Origin of the sequence: Caballeronia sp. INML1 (assembly GCF_023631085.1) — a bacterium.
GTDB classification, from domain to species: Bacteria; Pseudomonadota; Gammaproteobacteria; order Burkholderiales; family Burkholderiaceae; genus Caballeronia; species Caballeronia turbans.
Genome location: NZ_JALQDT010000064.1, coordinates 37,597 through 55,642, shown reverse-complemented (window position 1 = coordinate 55,642; position 18,046 = coordinate 37,597). Strand labels below are relative to the sequence as shown.

General features: G+C 63.8%; 15 protein-coding genes and 1 pseudogene. 10 read left to right on the top strand and 6 right to left on the bottom strand.

Annotated elements, in window-relative coordinates:
* Positions 1–5: 5 nt before the first annotated feature.
* Both bcsB and NCR38_RS25930 read right to left on the bottom strand, forming a co-directional pair.
* Positions 6–2,288: a cellulose biosynthesis cyclic di-GMP-binding regulatory protein BcsB gene (bcsB, locus tag NCR38_RS25935; RefSeq protein ID WP_061116248.1), complete on the bottom strand. Its 2,283-nt coding sequence runs from the start codon at positions 2,286–2,288 to the stop codon at positions 6–8.
* A gap of 406 nt (positions 2,289–2,694) precedes the next feature.
* Positions 2,695–3,684: a LysR family transcriptional regulator gene (locus NCR38_RS25930; protein WP_061116247.1), complete on the bottom strand. Its 990-nt coding sequence runs from the start codon at positions 3,682–3,684 to the stop codon at positions 2,695–2,697.
* 152 nt (positions 3,685–3,836) lie between these two features.
* Here NCR38_RS25930 and NCR38_RS25925 point away from each other — a divergent pair, with 152 nt between their 5' ends.
* Positions 3,837–4,901 carry an Ldh family oxidoreductase gene (locus NCR38_RS25925; RefSeq protein WP_061116246.1) on the top strand — a complete coding sequence of 355 codons (1,065 nt, stop codon included), beginning with the start codon at positions 3,837–3,839 and terminating at the stop codon, positions 4,899–4,901.
* Positions 4,902–4,954: 53 nt separating this feature from the next.
* Here the strand turns inward: NCR38_RS25925 and NCR38_RS25920 are convergent, their stop codons facing one another.
* From NCR38_RS25920 to NCR38_RS25910, 3 genes and pseudogenes are all read right to left on the bottom strand, one after another.
* A complete protein-coding gene (locus tag NCR38_RS25920; protein ID WP_061116245.1) occupies positions 4,955–6,307 on the bottom strand; it encodes an MFS transporter in 1,353 nt (450 codons plus the stop codon).
* Between the two features lie 206 nt (positions 6,308–6,513).
* Positions 6,514–6,996 (bottom strand): YncE family protein, encoded by a 483-nt coding sequence (locus NCR38_RS25915; protein WP_061116244.1) that lies wholly within the window; start codon positions 6,994–6,996, stop codon positions 6,514–6,516.
* A 22-nt stretch (positions 6,997–7,018) separates the two neighbouring features.
* Positions 7,019–7,360, bottom strand: a pseudogene (locus NCR38_RS25910) (MFS transporter); the annotation flags it as partial.
* Between the two features lie 134 nt (positions 7,361–7,494).
* Here NCR38_RS25910 and NCR38_RS25905 point away from each other — a divergent pair.
* The 9 genes from NCR38_RS25905 (at position 7,495) to NCR38_RS25865 (ending at position 17,426) form a co-directional block, all read left to right on the top strand.
* Entirely contained in the window at positions 7,495–9,879 is a 2,385-nt protein-coding gene (locus NCR38_RS25905; RefSeq protein ID WP_061116242.1) for a bifunctional salicylyl-CoA 5-hydroxylase/oxidoreductase, read from the top strand.
* A gap of 2 nt (positions 9,880–9,881) precedes the next feature.
* Complete coding sequence (locus NCR38_RS25900) at positions 9,882–10,643, top strand: SDR family NAD(P)-dependent oxidoreductase (protein WP_061116241.1); 762 nt, start codon at positions 9,882–9,884, stop codon at positions 10,641–10,643.
* On the top strand, positions 10,640–11,200 hold the full coding sequence (locus NCR38_RS25895; RefSeq protein ID WP_061116240.1) for a MarR family winged helix-turn-helix transcriptional regulator: 561 nt from the start codon (positions 10,640–10,642) through the stop codon (positions 11,198–11,200). The genes NCR38_RS25900 and NCR38_RS25895 overlap by 4 nt, the downstream gene beginning before the upstream one ends.
* Before the next feature lie 11 nt (positions 11,201–11,211).
* Positions 11,212–12,063 (top strand): enoyl-CoA hydratase family protein, encoded by an 852-nt coding sequence (locus NCR38_RS25890; protein WP_061116239.1) that lies wholly within the window; start codon positions 11,212–11,214, stop codon positions 12,061–12,063.
* Positions 12,064–13,245 carry an acyl-CoA dehydrogenase family protein gene (locus NCR38_RS25885; protein WP_061116238.1) on the top strand — a complete coding sequence of 394 codons (1,182 nt, stop codon included), beginning with the start codon at positions 12,064–12,066 and terminating at the stop codon, positions 13,243–13,245.
* On the top strand, positions 13,242–13,691 hold the full coding sequence (locus tag NCR38_RS25880) for a thioesterase family protein (RefSeq protein ID WP_061116237.1): 450 nt from the start codon (positions 13,242–13,244) through the stop codon (positions 13,689–13,691). Before NCR38_RS25885 ends, NCR38_RS25880 begins: the two co-directional genes overlap by 4 nt.
* Positions 13,688–14,083 (top strand): RidA family protein, encoded by a 396-nt coding sequence (locus NCR38_RS25875; protein WP_061116236.1) that lies wholly within the window; start codon positions 13,688–13,690, stop codon positions 14,081–14,083. The genes NCR38_RS25880 and NCR38_RS25875 overlap by 4 nt, the downstream gene beginning before the upstream one ends.
* 12 nt (positions 14,084–14,095) lie before the next feature.
* The gene (locus NCR38_RS25870; RefSeq protein WP_061116235.1) at positions 14,096–15,733 is read left to right on the top strand and encodes an AMP-binding protein; all 1,638 of its coding nucleotides are present in this window, start codon (positions 14,096–14,098) and stop codon (positions 15,731–15,733) included.
* 85 nt (positions 15,734–15,818) lie between these two features.
* Positions 15,819–17,426, top strand: coding sequence for an ABC transporter substrate-binding protein (locus tag NCR38_RS25865; RefSeq protein ID WP_086960704.1), 1,608 nt, complete (start codon positions 15,819–15,821; stop codon positions 17,424–17,426).
* A gap of 14 nt (positions 17,427–17,440) precedes the next feature.
* Here the strand turns inward: NCR38_RS25865 and NCR38_RS25860 are convergent, their stop codons facing one another.
* Positions 17,441–17,788, bottom strand: coding sequence for a hypothetical protein (locus tag NCR38_RS25860; RefSeq protein ID WP_250477786.1), 348 nt, complete (start codon positions 17,786–17,788; stop codon positions 17,441–17,443).
* Positions 17,789–18,046 lie beyond the last annotated feature (258 nt).

Here is an 18,046-nt window from a genome sequence, read left to right as displayed (position 1 = left end):
ATCGCTCAGATGCCCCGGCGGCGCGCGGCCAGTTCCTGAAGCCCGGTGAACGCGCCGATCGCGAGCAGCAGGCCCGCCAGCGCGCCGAGCACACCGAGCAGCGCCGGATGCCGGACCGCGAGACTCCACAGCTTCGCGTACCACGGTACGTAGCCGATCACATAGGTATCGCCGACGCGCGTGCTGTCGACGCCGCCGCGCCGCACCAGTGACAGATCGCCCTGCACCTGCGAGACGCGGTCGGAGCGCTCCAGCACGTCGAGCAGGTCGCCGAGGCGGCCGTCGCCGGTCGCCGCCAGCGCGACGACGCTGCGCCCCGCCGCGCCGGGCGCCTCGAAGCCCATGATCGCGGCGAGCGGGCCGCTCTGATCGAGCGATGCGCCGCCATGCGTGGCGAGCTTGCCGTCGCGCCAGCGCTCGCCGACCGAGAAGGACGCACGTGCGATGCCGTCGTTCGCCGCGGCGGCACCCGCCGCGCGCCCGCCCGCGATCGACAGCGACAGCGGCAGCGCGTCGTGCCAGCGTGCGAACACCGGCGATGACGGCGAGCCGCCGATCACGAGCAGATCCTTCTGCGCGAGGGCCGCGACATCGCCGGGACGGGCGATCGTCACGCGCAGCGCGGGAAAGCCGGTCCACTGGCCCATGTGGCCGAGCATCGTCAGCATCGTCTCGAGCTCGGCGTCGCTCGGATGATCCGGGATCACGACGGCCGTCTGCGCCAGGTCCGCATGGCGCGTGAACGGAAAGCCACTGTTGGCGAAGTACGCGAGGTTCGGCATCTGTGCGTAGTGCACGAAACCGGAGAAGTCGATGGTCGAATCCGGGTCCACCGCCGCCCGCGCCGGGTTGTTCTGCACGCCGGCGCACAGTCCGGTCTTCTGCGAATCGAGGTTAAAGCGCAGTTGCAGCTGGTTCGAGCTGCCTACGCGAAACGCCGGAATATCGAGCGCGCTCGCCGAGCCGCTGTTGACGCCCGACAAGAGCGGCAACTGGAAGCGGCCCTGGCTGTCGTCGCTGCGGGCGGGCGGCAGGCGGAACGACTTCACGAGCTGGTCGTTGACGTCGACGGCGAGCGCGGAGTTGTTCTGCACCGTCGGCGCGGTGTAGCGGTAGCGCAGGTTGAGCGGCACACCCGCGCTGTTCCACGCGAAGAGGTCGGCGGGCACGCGCAGGTTCAGGCGGATCGCATCGGGAGTGCCGCCCGAGACCTGCAGTTGCGACGGGTCGTCGACGAGTTCCTTGAAGGCGACCGGGCGATCGGTCGGCATCCAGCGCGGCGCATCGTAGGGCTCGCGCGGCTTGCCGATATCGACGTGCGCGACCTTGACCGAAGCACCCGACATCGCCGCGCGACCGAGCACCAGCGCATAGGTCGCGTCGTCCACTTCGGCGGCGGTGCGCCCGGTCACGACGAGCAGCTTGCGGTCCGCCGAGGCGGGGTTGTCGGTGACGAAGATGGTCGGCCCGTCTATCTCCGGCAGCACCGCATGCGCCGATAATTCGGCGGGCAATTGCGCGCGCGTGCCGACGACGAGCGCGTGCTCGTTCGCCGGCAGCGACGTGCGCGCCGGGAAACGCGCGTTGCGGTAATCGGCGAGCGCGCCGAGCCACGAGGCGAGAACGCCCGCGCTTTTGAGCGTTGCGCTGTCGGGCGACGCGGGCAGCACGAACGGCAGCGTGAGGCGGCTCACGTCGCGCGGGTCGAAGAACGGTGCGGGAAGAAGCGCGAGATCGCTCGGCAGCTTGATCGGCGCGGTGTCGAGAATGAATTCGCTCGTCGGGCTCACGTCGGCCCACAAAGCGGTGTTGGCCGGATCTTCGCAATGATCGAGCGTGTAATGGCCGATGAAGCGCAGGCCGAACTGGTTGTAATCGGTGAACAGGTGCGGATCGACGGGAATGTCCTGCGTGACCATCGTTCCCGCGTGCTCCTTGTCGAAGGGCACGGTGGCGATCACCTCGTTGTTGATCGACACCTTGACGTGCGACAGCGCGAACGCGAGCGCGGGAGAATACGTATAGCGCAGACGCAGGCGCGCGCCGGTCACGACGCGGTCGAGCCGCACGCCGAGCGAGACCGAGCGTGCGTCCTCCAGGCCGCGCAGATGCAGCGGCTCATACGCGCCCAGCGCGGAGAACGGCACGTGGATCGAGGCCGCGTCGCTGACGGCGGCAGGAACGGTTGCGTCGACGGGCGCGTTGGCGGCGACGGCCGGCAATGCCGCGGCGTAGATCGCGCCGGTAGCCATCGCGAGGAACAGGCGGAACGGAACGGACGGCTTCATCGACGAGCCTGCGCAGCGTCACGCGGGCGCAGACCGGCTCGCGGGCCATCGCCGTCTTGCGTTTGCTCGATGCATGCTGGCCCCACCCCGCCAGCCGCCGGCCCTACCGTCGCATTCTTCGTAAGCATCCGTACCAATCCACGCTTCTTCGATAAAGACCACATCGCCACGGCCAACTTCTTCTACCCGGGGCCACTCTCTTGCGTCGCAAAACCGCGCCACGGCAAATGCAGCGGACTGCCGCGCGGCTTCTTCGCACTCAACTCCATACGAAGCTTTGTCGGTCGATAAAGGCGAAACTTGATGGCTACGTTCGAGGAAGTTCGCCTGGCGGATGGAAAGTGCGCGAAAAACTTACCGATTCGATGAGAAATAGAGAATGAGAGAATGCGGACGCTGCCCTTGCTTACGAAACCGGGAAACGCGCGCCCGCACCAGTCTTGTCGACTACCCGGTATTGCGCGGCGATTGCCAGGAGGATGGCAACGAACTCGTCCATCGCTTGCGAAGTGGCTTCGTCTTTTCGCGTAATAACGCTGTAATTCGACAGCGTCCGCCGTATCGGCACGTCCAGGTATCCAAGCAGGCCATGCTTGACGTACTTGTCCATCGCGGCCTGTGGTTGAAGGGAGATCATGTCGGTGGCCTGCAGCAACTCCAGCGTCGAAAAAATCGAGGGCGTTTCCACGATACCCACCGGCGCGATCATCCCCGCCGCCGCGAACGTCTCTTCGAATAGCTGCCGCATGGCGGTGCCTTGGGGATACAGGATCCAAGGCCACTGGCCGAGATCGGTGATCTCCATGCGCCGCCGCTTCAGCAACGGATGATGCTGCCCGACGACCGTACGTGCAGGCTCCGCCAATAGATCGACCACATGGAAAAGCGCTTCGTGTCGTGGCTCTGTCGGGCGCCCGACCATCACGTCGAGTCGCCTTTCCTCGAGCCATGTCGCGAGCTGATCGCTACTTTGCTCGACCAGCTTGATGATGAGTCTCGGGCGCCGGCGCTGGATCTCCTTGATAGCCGCGGTCACGAGTTGTGCGGCGGAAGCCGGAATGAAACCCACCGTGAGATGTCCATAGCCGCCGTTCTTCAGTGTCGCGAACTCGTTCGAAAACTTGCCGAGACTGGATAGCGCGGTGCCGGCGTAGCGGACGGAGAGCGTTCCAAGATCGGTCGGCCGCATTTCGCGCGGTAGCCGTTCGAAGAGCGGCGCACCGAACATCGCCTCCAGATCGCTCAGAATCTTCGTCGCGGCCGGCTGCGTGATGTGCATGTGCTCAGCCGCAATACGGAGGTTGCGCGTACGCCCGAGCAGTTCGAGCAACTGCAGATGCCTGAAGCGCAGCTTCGTCAGCGCTGAAATAGCGGAGTTATTCGAATCTTGAGGCATAGGGCAAACGCGTAGAGACTCATAACCAGATGGAATTGATTTTACGCAATTCTCGATTGGACGCTTATCAAAAGCGCAATGGACAATCCAGAGCGCATCGGGCCTTTACTTGCCCGGCAGCTTCCAACAACCACCTTACTGACGCGATCACGATGAATACACAAGCCCGGTACTCCGCCGATGAACTGCAAGGCTTCGCACAGCGTCTGCTGGTCAGGGCCGGAATGGACGACGTCAAAGCGCTGGCAGTCGCCCGTACGCTCGTCGATGGCGACTTGATGGGACACGATACGCACGGGCTCGCGCTGCTGCCCGGCTATATCCGTGAGATTGAAAACGCCACGATGACGTGCTCCGGCGAGCCCGAGGTCGTGGCGGACCGGGGCGCCAGCCTGTTGTGGGATGGCCGGCGTCTTCCCGGCCCGTGGCTCGTGCTCAGCGGCATCGAAACACTCGCGCCGAGAGCACGAGAATACGGGAGCGCGACGCTCGTGATTCGGCGCAGTCATCACATCGCCTGTCTTGCCAGTTATCTGGAAAAGGCCACTGCCGACGGATTCATGATCGTGCTCGGCAGCTCCGACCCGGCGGTGCAAAGCGTGGCCCCTCATGGCGGCACGCGTTCGGTATTTACACCGAATCCGATCGCGGCGGGCATTCCGACATCGGGCACGCCGTTTCTGATCGATATCTCCTCGTCGACCGTGACGAACGGCATGACCGCGCGCCGACACAAGGCCGGCGAACTCTTCGAGGAGGCATGTTTTCTCGATGCGGACGGTCAGCCCAGCCGCGATCCCGCCGTGCTGTCCACTGAGCCTCCGGGATCGATTCTCCCGGTCGGCGGCATGACGTGGGGACACAAGGGCTTCGGGCTAGCGTTGATGATCGAGGCGCTGACGGGAGGTCTCGCCGGTCACGGCCGGGCCGATCCCGCCGAGGGATGGGGCGCCACCGTGTTTGTGTCGTTATACGATCCGGCGGCTTTTGGCGGTCCCGCCGCGTTCGCGCGGCAAATGGACTGGCTCGGCGATGCCTGTCGGGACAATCCGCCGCGCCCTGGAACGTCGGGTGTGCGGATGCCGGGCGATCGCGGATTGAGCCTCAAGCGCGAGCAACTACGCGACGGAGTCGCGCTGCACCCGACGATCGCACCGGCACTCGAGGCCTGCGCTCGGCGCTATGAGATCGGGTTTCCTGATGCACTGACCGGCTGAGTCGAGGCGAGCGAGAGTCTCTGACTCTCGCTCGCAGCAGCGCTGTGTTGCGGTTACGCGTCCTGGGCCAGCGCCGCCGGCGGAATCGGGCCGCGCACGAGCAGCCAGTAGCCGATCAGCGCGACGGCGGCAACGCCCGCCCCGACGAAGAGCGCAGGCTGGAACGAGCGTGTCTGCTGCACGATGAAGCCCGTGACGACCGGTGCCAGCGCGCCGCCGAAGTAGCCCCCGAAATTCTGCATGGCGCCGATCGACGCGGTGCAGTTGGAGGGCGCGGCAACGGACGCCGTCGCCCAGGCCGCACTGCTCGACACATACAGGAGCAACATCGAGATCGAGATGAATACGACCGCCAGTGTCGCGCTGTGCGTGAGGCCAGTCAGCACCGTAAACACGGCGACACCGAAAAGCGAGGCGGCCATCGGGTACTTCCGGCTGTTGATCGCCGACACCCCTCGCCGAGCGAGCACGTCGCAAATCTTTCCGCCGGAAAGGCTGCCCACTACGCCGAAGAGATAGGGGACCGCCGCCACCCACCCCGACTTCGCGATGGTCAGGTGAAATTCCATTTGCAGATACGTCGGCAACCACGCGTTGTAGAGCCACAAGACGTAGATCGTGCCGAAGAATCCCAGCAGCATGCCCCACGTGGTGCTGAACTCGAACAGACGGCGCCACTCGCGCCATGTCGGGCGGCTCTGGATTTCACCATCGACGTCGGTGAGATACGCGCGCTCCCGCTGCGTCAGGTCGACCTGACGCGGGTCGCGATGCACGAGAAAGAAACACAGTGCCACGACGAGCCCGGCGATTCCCATGATGCCGAACATCCATCGCCATCCCACGGTCAACATTACGACTGTCAGCAAAGGCGCCGATATTGCGGTGCCCAGCGTCGATGAACTGTTCCAGATGCCGGTCGCGGCGCCACGCTCTTTCTTGCCGAACCAGTCGCGAACGACTTTGGCGCTCGTCGGAAATTGCGGCGCCTCCCCGATTCCCAGCACCATGCGAGCGGCGAAGAACTGGCCGAAGCTGCTCACGACGCCGCCGAAGGCTTGCGCCACCGACCAAGTCGCGAGGCTGACGGTAAGCATGATCCGCGCGCCGAAGCGATCGACCAATGCGCCCGCCGGCAGTTGCGCAAACGCATAAGCCCATAGGAACGCGGAAAGCAGCAGGCCCATTTCCCCGACCGAAAGCCCGAGATCCTGCCGGATCAGCGGATTCGCGATGGATAGCGTTGCGCGATCGATGTAGTTGATGACCCCGCTCAGGAGGAGAAGAGCAAGCGCGGTACGCTGGATTCGCCGCACCCTTGGCGTAGCTCGATCGTTGGAAGCGATGTTCTGAGCGGCGCTGGCGTCCGACTCCGGCACACGCGGCACCGCGGAGGATTGCTCCATGGGTAAGTCTCCTGGATATTTTGTTCTGTCGGCGAGGCCGTTATTTCGATGCGAGCGCGCGGATTGCCGCATCGGACTACGCACGATAGGTCCGCACCCGATGGAAATCCAATCAAATTTTCTCGCAAAGCAATTCCATTTGTTTATCGCGAGCTAGGGGCAAACCCGCGCAGCACCCTTGCAGCTATCAGCGCACGATGCCAGCATCACTGCGGCGCCATGATGCGCAACGCCGGATGACCGTTGAGATCCTTGAGAGCGAAGTACGATCGATGCGTCGCCGGATCGACATACACGACATGAGCGTTCGGCCCCAGAGAACCTTCGCCCACTTTTGCCACATGAGTCCCGTCAAAACGGAACATCGGGACGACACCGCCCTCGCCAGCCACATACACCGTGCTCGCCGAAGCATCGAGCGCCAGTACGTCCGGATTTCGTCCCACGTCGAACGATTGGGAGACACGCATTGTGCGCATGTCCAGCACCAGCAATTTGCTGTTGCCTTCACACGCAATGAAGGCGAGTCTGGCTTGCCCAACGATGAGCAAGCCGTGATTCCCGTCTGCTCCGGGCAAGTCGATCCGCGCCGCGATTGCACCCGTCGAAAGGTCGATCTCGACCAGTTGCCGACGCGTTTGAACGTTGACGAAGATATGCCGCGTGACTGTCGATCGCCACGACTTCATTCGTTCCGGTCGCCGAGGCAAACACCCGCGAGCGCGGCGGGAACGTTGGTGGTAGCTGGCTGATGCGATGGCATGTACAGGTACAGGATCAGGATCGCGAGTCCCGACAGGGCGCACACCATGAACATGACTCGCATGGCCGAAAGCGCCGATATTTCGGAATGCGCAGCGACCCAGTCGGGGACGCCGGCCAGCAGCGCACCGAGCGCGCGCCCGCGAGCGCGCCCGCGAGGCTGTAGCGCGCGAACAATGCTGTACGTGCCTGCGCCTGCGACGCTTCGGCAAGACATGCGTGCTCGATCGGTAGAAACAGACTGACATCGTCCGCGCTCGGATTCAGCGTTCCGACGAATGCCACCGCAAGCTACAAGGTGACTCGCCTCCGGTAGTTACGCGCAAGGGTCGCGGGCGACTGCCCTCCAGCCCACTATTTACTTGACATCTAAACTATCAAAACCTAAATTATCGACGTGAGAAGACAACGGTCGGAGAGCAAGCATGCGCATCGTCTGCATCGGCGGAGGCCCGGCGGGCCTGTATTTCGGGCTTTTGATGAAGCACCGCCACCCTGGCTACGACATCACCGTCGTCGAGCGCAACCGGCCGTACGACACGTTCGGCTGGGGCGTCGTGTTCTCCGACCAGACGCTCGGCAACCTGCGCGCGGCGGACCCGCAAAGCGCCGACGCCATCCTCGATGCCTTCAATCATTGGGACGACATCGAAGTCCACGTCGGCGGCCGCACGATCCGTTCGTCGGGGCATGGCTTCTGCGGCATCGGCCGCAAACGTCTGCTGAATATCCTGCAGGCACGCTGCGAAGATCTCGGCGTAAAGCTCGTCTTCGAGACGCAAGTCGTCAACGACGAAGACTACGAGGCGGACCTCATCATTGCGAGCGATGGCGCGAACAGCGCGGTCCGGCAAAAATACGCGTCGACCTATCGACCCGACATCGATCTGCGCGATTGCCGCTTCGTGTGGCTCGGCACGAACAAGTGTTTCGACGCCTTCACGTTCGCATTCGAAAAGACGGAGTGGGGCTGGTTCCAGGCGCATGCCTATCGTTTCGACGAGAACACGTCGACGTTCATCGTCGAAGCGCCCGAGCGCGTATGGCGCGGAGCCGGCCTCGCCGACATGAGCAAGGACGACGGCATCGCGTTTTGCGAAAAGCTCTTCGCGAAGTATCTGGACGGTCACGCGCTGATATCGAACGCCACGCACTTGCGCGGCTCGGCGCAATGGATTCGCTTTCCGCGCGTGGTGAATCGTGAATGGGTGCATTGGCGCGATGGCGCGAACGGCAAGCGCACGCCCGTCGTGCTGATGGGCGATGCGGCGCATACCGCGCACTTCTCCATCGGTTCGGGCACCAAGCTCGCGCTCGAAGACGCGATCGAACTCGCGAACAGCATCGACACGGCATTCGCCAGGCAGAACGGCGATCTCGAAGGCGCGCTCGCGCATTACACGCAGGTGCGCAGCGTGGATGTGCTGCGCATCCAGAACGCCGCGCGCAATTCGACGGAATGGTTCGAGCATGTGGACCGTTACGCGGCGTTCGAACCGGAGCAGTTCGCGTATTCGCTGCTTACGCGCTCGCAGCGCATCTCGCATGAAAACCTGCGCGAACGTGATGCGCGCTATGTCGCCTCGTTCGAAGACTGGCTCGCCGCGCGCGCGGGTATCGAGCGCACTGCACAGCAACGCTCCATTCCACCGATGTTCACGCCGTTCAAGCTGCGCGGCGTCACGCTGAAGAACCGCGTGGTCGTATCGCCGATGGCGCAGTATTCCGCCGTCGATGGCGTCGCGGGCGACTATCACCTGATGCATCTCGGCGCGCGCGCGATGGGCGGCGCCGCGCTCGTCATGACGGAGATGACCTGCGTGTCGCCCGAGGCGCGCATCACACCGGGATGTCCCGGCATGTATGCGCCGGAGCATCTCGCCGCGTGGACGCGCATCGTCGATTTCGTGCATGCGCAATCGGATGCGAAGATCGGCATGCAACTCGGTCATGCGGGCGCGAAGGCATCGACGCGCGTGAGCTGGGAAGGCATCGATCAGCCGTTGCCTGATGGAAACTGGCCGCTCGTCTCCGCTTCGCCGCAACAGTACGTGCAAGGCGTGAGCCAATGGTCGCGCGAGGCGTCGCATGAAGAACTGCGTGGAATTGCAGCGCAATTCGTGCGTGCCGCCGAAATGGCCGCGCAAGCGGGCTTCGACTGGCTCGAATTGCACTGCGCGCACGGCTATTTCCTGTCGAGCTTTTTGTCGCCGCTAACGAATCATCGCACCGACCAGTACGGCGGCTCGCTCGAAAACCGTCTGCGCTATCCGCTCGAAGTATTCGAGGCGATGCGCGCGGCATGGCCGCAAGACAGGCCGATGTCCGTTCGCATTTCCGCGCACGACTGGGTGGATGGCGGCACGACACCGGACGACGCGGTCGAAATCGCACGCGCATTCAAGGCAGCAGGTGCGGACATGATCGACGTGTCGTCGGGGCAGGTCAGCAAGCAGGAAAAGCCCGTGTACGGCCGCATGTTCCAGACGCCGTTCGCGGATCGCATCCGCAACGAAGCGGGCATTGCCACGATCGCCGTCGGTGCGATCTCGCAAGCGGATCATGTGAACAGCATCATCGCGGCGGGACGCGCGGATCTCTGCGCGGTGGCGCGTCCGCATCTCGCGAATCCGGCGTGGACGTTGAACGAAGCCGCGAAGATCGGTTACTTCGACATCGCGTGGCCGAAGCAGTACGCCGCCGCCAAATCGCAACTCGAACGCAACCTGGAACGCGAGCGAGCGCTGGCCGCCGACAACGCGCGCCTCACGCCACAGGAACGCGCCCAACGCGCGGAAGGAACGGTCTGATCATGACGGCTCTCGCAGACAAGCACGCGGTCATCACGGGCGGAGGCAGCGGCATCGGTGCGTCGTGCGCAGAAGCGCTCGCACGGGCGGGCGCGCGCGTCACGTTGATGGGCCGCGATCGCGCGCGCCTCGAAGCACAACGCGAAGCGATGCGCGCGCATGGCGACGTCGCGTGCATCAGCGTCGATGTCACGAACGAAGCCGCCGTCGAGGAAGCATTTTCGCGCGCCGGTCCTGCCGACATCCTCATCAACAACGCGGGCCACGCGCAAGCCGCGCCCTTCACGCATACCGATGCCGCGCTCTGGCAACGCATGCTCGACGTGAATCTCACAGGTGTATTTCTCTGCACGCGCGCCGTGCTGCCTTCCATGCTCGAACGCGGCTATGGCCGCATCGTGAATGTCGCGAGTACGGCGGGGCAAATCGGCTATGCGTATGTCGCCGCTTACTGCGCGGCGAAGCACGGCGTCATCGGCCTCACGCGCGCGCTGGCTGCGGAAGTCGCGACGAAAGGCGTCACCGTCAATGCAGTGTGCCCCGGTTATACCGAAACCGAACTGCTGCGCGCGTCGCTCGATCAGATCATGTCGAAGACCTCGCGCAGCGAACAGGATGCGCGCGATGCCCTCGTGCGCCACAACCCGCAACGCCGCTTCGTGCAACCGGAAGAAGTCGCTAACGCCGTGCTATGGCTGTGCGCCCCCGGCTCCGATTCGATGAACGGCCAATCTATTTCCGTATCAGGTGGAGAAGTAACGTGACCCACGCCGCACGCAACAAGAAAACGACCGCCCCGACGGAGCCGAAAACGCCGCGCAAGGGCATAGAAAAGCCGGCGGACAACGTCGTCGATCTGGAAATGAGCACGGGCGCCGACAGCCACATGGGACTGCGCCTGTGGCTGCGCATGCTGACGACGACGAACCTGGTGCAAGCCGAATTGCGCAAACGCCTGCGCACGGAGTTCGATACGACCTTGCCGCGCTTTGACCTGATGGCGCAGCTCGAACGTCATCCGGAAGGCCTGAAGATGACCGAGCTGTCGCGCCGCATGATGGTCACCGGCGGCAACGTGACGGGCATCACCGATCAGCTCGAAAAGGAAGGACTCGTCTCGCGCGACATCGATCCGAATGATCGCCGCTCGATCAGCGTGCGTCTCACGCCGCAAGGCCGCGCCGCATTCGACAAGATGGCGACCGCGCACGAGCAATGGGTCGTCGAAATGTTCGGCGGCCTCGAACTGAATGAAAAATCGCAGACGCATCAGCGGCTCGGCAAACTGAAGCAGCATTTGATGAATACGCTAAAGGACTGAAGGAGACAGCGATGACCTCATCCGCCGCCGCCGCGCTTCTCGCCGGCAATCGCATGACGCTCGCGGACTATCGCGCGACGCACTTCGGCTGGTCCGTGACGAACGGCGTCGCGACCATCATGCTCAATCGCCCCGAGCGCAAGAACCCGCTGACGTTCGAGTCGTATGCGGAGTTGCGAGACCTCTTTCGCCAGCTCGCCTATGCGACCGATGTGAAAGCCGTCGTGATTCACGGCGCGGGCGACAACTTCTGTTCCGGCGGCGACGTGCATGAAATCATCGCGCCGCTCATCGATCTGCCGATGCCCGAGCTGCTGCTCTTCACGCGCATGACCGGCGATCTCGTCAAGGCGATGCGCCATTGCCCGCAGCCGATCGTCGCCGCCGTCGATGGCGTATGCGCGGGCGCGGGCGCGATCCTCGCGATGGCCTCCGACATGCGTCTCGGCACTTCGCGCAGCAAGCTCGCGTTCCTGTTCGCACGTGTCGGCCTCGCGGGCTGCGACATGGGCGCGTGCTCGATCCTGCCGCGCATCATCGGCCAGGGACGTGCGGCCGAACTGCTCTTCACGGGCCGCGCCGCGAGCGGCGACGAAGGCTACGACTGGGGCTTCTACAACCGCCTCTGCACGCCCGAGACTTTGCTCGACGAAGCCGCGAAGCTCGCATCCGAACTCGTCGCAGGCCCGACCTTCGCGCACGGCATCACAAAGAAGATGCTGCATCAGGAATGGAGCATGAGCATCGACGAAGCGATCGAATCGGAAGCGCAGGCGCAAGCCATCTGCATGAGCACGCGCGATTTCGAGCGCGCATATCGCGCGTTTGCCGCGAAAACGCGCCCCGTCTTCGAAGGTGATTGAATGAACGTCGATCTGCACAGCGCGCTCGCGTGGCCCTTCTTCGATGAACGGCATCGCGTACTCGCGCGCGATGTCGATGCATGGGCGCACACGCATCTGAAGCACGTCGATCACGCCGATACCGACGCCGCCTGCAAGCGCCTCGTGCGGATGCTGGGCGACGCGGGCTGGCTCAAGCATTGCGTCGGCGGGACGCAATACGGCGCATCGAACGAGTCGATCGACACGCGCGCCGTGTGTCTGCTTCGCGAAACGCTCGCGAAGCACGACGGCCTCGCGGACTTCGCCTTCGCCATGCAGGGCCTCGGCTCCGGCGCGATCTCGCTCGCCGGCACCGACGAGCAAAAGGCGCGCTATCTGCCGCGTGTCGCGAACGGCACGGCACTCGCGGCGTTCGCATTGTCGGAGCCCGACGCAGGCTCGGATGTCGCGGCGATGTCGCTCGATGCGCGCGCCGACGGCGATGACTACGTGCTGAATGGCGACAAGACATGGATCTCGAACGGCGGCATCGCGGATTTCTATGTCGTGTTCGCGCGCACCGGCGGAGCACCGGGCGCGCGCGGCATCAGCGCGTTCATCGTCGATGCGGATACGCCGGGGCTGCAGATCGCCGAACGCATCGACGTGATCGCGCCGCATCCGCTCGCGCGGCTGCATTTCGACAAGGCGCGCGTGCCGCGCAGCCAGATGCTCGGCGCGCCAGGCGAAGGCTTCAAGATCGCCATGCGCACGCTCGACATCTTCCGCACGTCCGTTGCGGCCGCATCGCTGGGCTTCGCGCGCCGCGCAATGCAGGAGGGACTCGATCGCGCCGCGTCGCGCAAGATGTTCGGCCAGACGCTCGGCGACTTCCAGCTCACGCAGGCAAAGCTCGCCCAGATGGCGCTGACCATCGACACGAGCGCGCTGCTCGTCTATCGCGCCGCGTGGTTGCGCGATCAGGGCGAGAACGTCACACGCGAAGCAGCCATGGCGAAGTGGCACGCGAGCGAAGGCGCCCAACAAGTGATCGATGCTGCCGTGCAGTTATGGGGCGGCCTCGGCGTGAAAAGCGGCACGGCAGTCGAATCGCTTTACCGCGAGATTCGCGCGCTGCGCATCTATGAAGGTGCGACGGAAGTGCAGCAGTTGATCGTCGGACGAGACTTGTTGAAAGCGCACGGAGAACGTCAACGATGACGCAAGCCTTCGATATGCCGATGCGCATCCGCTTCGCGCATTGCGACCCGGCGGGCATCGTCTATTTCCCGCAATACCTCGTGATGACGAACGCGCTCGTCGAGGACTGGTTCAACGACGCGCTCGGCATCGACTATGCAGCGATGATCTCCGCGCGTCGCGTCGGGCTGCCCATCGTCAAGCTCAACTGCGAGTTCTCGCGGCCGAGCCGCATGGGTGAAACGGTGACGTTCACGCTGGCTGTCGATTCCGTCGGACAGCGCTCGATTCGCATCGACATCGTCGGTCATTGCGATGGCGAAGTGCGCTTTCGCGCGAAGCAGGTTCTCGTGACGACATCGCTCGACGATGGCCGCTCGATCGACATTCCCGGCGACATCGCCCGCGCCATCGAACGGTTCGCGCCGGGCACGAGCCGCGCATTGCAAGAGGAGACACGCTCATGAAAAAGACGCTTCTGCCTTCGGGCTGGCTCAAGCCGCGCGGCTACGCGAACGGCGTCGCGGTGCGCGGCACGCAGGTGTATATCGCCGGACAGATCGGCTGGGACGAACAGGCGCGCTTCGTGAATCACGAGTTCGGCGCGCAGGCCACCCAGGCGCTGCGCAACGTCGTGGCGATTCTGCGCGAAGCAGGCGGCAAGCCCGAGCACCTCGTGCGCATGACGTGGTACGTGACGGACAAACGCGCGTATCTCGCGGCGGCGAAGGAAATCGGCGCGGCGTTTCGCGAGCTGATCGGCGACTACGATATCGCGATGAGCGCGGTGCAGGTCGTCGCGCTCATCGAAGACGAAGCACTGGTGGAAATCGAAGCCACGGCGGTTATTCCCGATTAAGCGGAGAGCACGATGGAACGGTCAGCACACGTCGATACATTCGCGCGCGATCATCTGCCGCCACAGGAACAATGGCCGGTGTTCATGCTCGACAACGCGGATGTCGCCTATCCCGCGCGCATCAATTGCGCGACCGAGTTGCTCGATCGCGCAATCGAACGCGGACATGGCGATCGCCCCGCAATCTGGTCCGATGTGAACGGCGAGCCTCGTGCGACGAGTTATCGCGAGTTGCGCGCGCTCGTGAATCGCAGCGCGCATGTGCTCGTCGATGAGATGGGCTTGCGTCCGGGCAACCGCGTTCTGCTGCGCGGGCCGAATACCTTGCAGATGGCGGTCGCGTTCTTCGCGGCGTTGAAGGCGGGTCTCGTCGTCGTGCCGACCATGCCACTCCTGCGCGCGAAGGAGCTCAAGCAGATCATCGACAAGGCGCGCATTTCAGCGGCGCTATGCGATGTGCGCCTGACGGAAGAACTGAAACGCTGCGAGACGCCGGGCGACGCGTTCCATTGCGAAGCGCTTGCGCAGGTTCTCATGTTCCATGACGACGCACCCGGCTCGCTCGAATCGCTCGCGGCGACGAAGCCCGATCATTTCGATGCGTGCGACACCGCCGCCGACGACGTGTGTCTCATCGCGTTCACGAGCGGCACGACGGGCGCGCCGAAAGGCTGCATGCACTTTCATCGCGACGTGCTAGCCATGTGCGATCTGTTCCCGCGACACATCCTCAAGCCGGCATCCGATGATGTGTTCTGCGGCACGCCGCCGCTCGCGTTCACGTTCGGTCTCGGCGGCCTGCTCTGCTTTCCGCTGCGTGTGGGCGCATCGACGGTACTGCTCGAAAAGCTCACGCCCGAAACGCTGCTGCGAACCGTCGAACGTTTTCGCGCGACGATCATGTTCACCGCGCCGACCTTCTATCGGCAGATGGCGCCGCTCATCGCGGGCTTCGACGTACGAAGCCTGAAGAAGACCGTGTCCGCGGGCGAAGCCTTGCCCGATTCGACACGCGTGCTATGGCGCGAAGCGAGCGGCATCGAGATGATCGACGGCATCGGCGGGACCGAGATGATCCACATCTTCGTTTCGTCGGCGGGCGCGGACGTGCGCGAGCACGCTATCGGACGCGCGGTGCCGGGCTATGCCGTGCAGGCCGTCGACGATGCGATGCAGCCGGTGCCGGCCGGCACGATCGGCAAGCTCGCAGTGCGCGGCCCAACCGGTTGCCGCTATCTCGCGGACGAGCGTCAGACGAAGTTCGTGCGCGACGGCTGGAATCTACCGGGCGATTCCGTCGTGATCGATGAAGACGGCTACGTGTTCTATCAGGCGCGCGCCGACGACATGATCGTATCGGCGGGCTACAACATTTCCGGGCCGGAAGTGGAAAGCGTGCTGATGCAGCACGAGGCCGTCGCGGAATGCGGCGTGATCGGCGTGCCCGACCAAACGCGCGGGCAAGTGGTGAAGGCATTCGTCGTGCTCAATCCCGGCTTCACGGCCGATGATGCGCTCATCGCCGAATTGCAGGACTTCGTGAAGCGCAATGTCGCGCCTTACAAATATCCGCGCATCGTGGCCTTCCTCGATGCCTTGCCGCGCACCGAAACGGGCAAGCTCAAGCGCTTCGCGCTGCGCTCGATGTAGCGGGAAGGAAAGACGTTTGCTTGGTAGAGTACGGGTCATGCCCGCCGTGAGGCGGCTCGCCCACTCTTCCGAGCAAACAAGAAAAATGCTTCTTTCACGACGTTTCCTTGTTGTTTCTCTTTCCGCCGCGCTTGCAATCACCGCGCAGACTGCATCGGCCGCGAGCAAGACGCTCGTGTTCTGCTCCGAAGGCAGTCCCGCCGGCTTCGATTCCGCGCAGTACACGACCAGCACGGACTTCGATGCGGGCGCTCACGCCGTCTATGACCAACTCGTCGAATTCAGGCGCGGCACGCTCGATCTCGTGCCCGGTCTCGCGGAGCAGTGGGAGGAATCGCCGGATGCGAAGACCTTCACGTTTCATCTCCGGCACGGCGTGAAATTCCAGTCGACACCGTATTTCAAGCCCACGCGCGACTTCAACGCGGACGATGTCGTGTTCACGTTCAAGCGCATGATCGATCCGAACGATCCGTTCCAGAAGGCGCATCCGGTCAGCTTTCCGTATCTGACCGATCTCGGCTACGACAAGAACATCGCGTCCGTCGAGAAGCTCGACGATTACACCGTGCGCTTCACGCTCAAGACCGCGGACGTCGTGTTCGTGCGCAACATCGCAATGGAGTTCGCGTCGATCGTTTCGGCGGAATATGCCGCACAATTGCTGAAGCAGGGCAAGCCCGAAGACCTCAATCAGAAGCCTGTGGGCACGGGCGCGTTCGTATTTCGCGACTATCAGAAAGACGCGACGATCCGGTATGACGCGAATCCGACGTACTGGAACCGGAAGGATGTGCACATCGAGAAGCTCGTCTTCTCGATCACGCCGGATGCCGCCGTGCGCCAGCAAAAGTTATCGAGCGGCGAATGCCAGGTGACGTCGTTCCCGCGCCCCGCCGATATCGCCGCATCGAAGCAGGACCCGAAGCTCACGGTGCTGTCCGGTGTCGGCTTCAATGTCGCCTATGTGGGCTACAACACGACGCACAAGCCGCTCGATAACGCGAACGTGCGACGCGCGCTCGACATGGCCATCGACAAGCAGGCGATCATCAAGACCGTCTACGAAGGCGCCGCGACCATCGCGACGAACCCGATGCCGCCTTCGCAATGGTCGTATAACAAGGCGTTGAAGGACGCGCCACGCGATCCCGCGAAGGCGAAGGAACTGCTGAAGGATGCGGGCTTTCCGAACGGCTTCACCATCACGCTATGGGCGATGCCCGTGCAGCGCGGCTACAATCCGAACGCGCGCCTGATGGCGCAACTGATTCAATCGGACTGGGCGAAGATCGGCGTGAAGGCGAATATCGTCACGTACGAATGGGCCGAGTACAACAAGCGCGCGAAAACGAACGGCGAGCACGACGCGATTCTCTACGGCTGGCTCGGCGACAACGGCGATCCCGACAACTGGCTCGGCACGACGCTGGGCTGCGACGCCGTCCACGGAAGCAACATGGCGAAGTGGTGCAACAGGCAGTTCGACGATCTGCTCGCAAAAGCGCGCCTCATCACGGATCAGAACGCGCGCACGAAGCTCTATGAAGAAGCGCAGGTGGTCTTCAAGGATCAGGTGCCGTACACGCCGCTCGCGCACGCCAACATCTTTCAGCCGATATCGAAGCGCGTGCACGGCTATCTGATCAGCCCGCTCGGCGGGCATCGCTTCGACGGGATCACGCTCGACTGATTGCGGCGGTTTTTTCAGCCTCCGCGAAGCCAGGCATCGATGCTGTCGCGCTCTTCGCGCTTGCCCGACTGCGTCTTGTAGGCATCGCCGCCGCCGACTGCGCCGGTGCCCGCATCCGGCATGTCGCGCATGTTTTGCGTGTCGTGCTTCGCGCTCATCGCATGAACGGCAGACGGCGCGTGCGATGCCGGTGCGACCGTGCTTGAATCGTCCGCGAAGGCGGGAACAGCTAATGACGCCGCGCTCGCGACGATAAGAACGGCAATGGTCTTCGCTTTCATGGCGATCCCCGTGAACGTGTCGATAAAAAGAGGCGCGACGATCGACACGTTTGCCGGAATCGAATCATGGTGCCGAAGCATCGCGCCCGCCTCATTCATTGCACGGCCTGTGCCAATGACGATAGACGCATCGCTCTGATTCTCTGAGAGGCCTGTGAACAAAGGGGCTCGGCGTGGCGCGCGAGCATCGTCGAAGCGCGCGGGTGTGGGATCGCGGCCAACGCTTGCGCGATGCCTGTGCGATGCGATCCGACAACACGAGCGTGCGTGTGTCGCTTTCTGCCGATTCAGAGACGCGTGAGCGAAGGCATGGGCGCGTCGCTATCCGCACACTCTAGA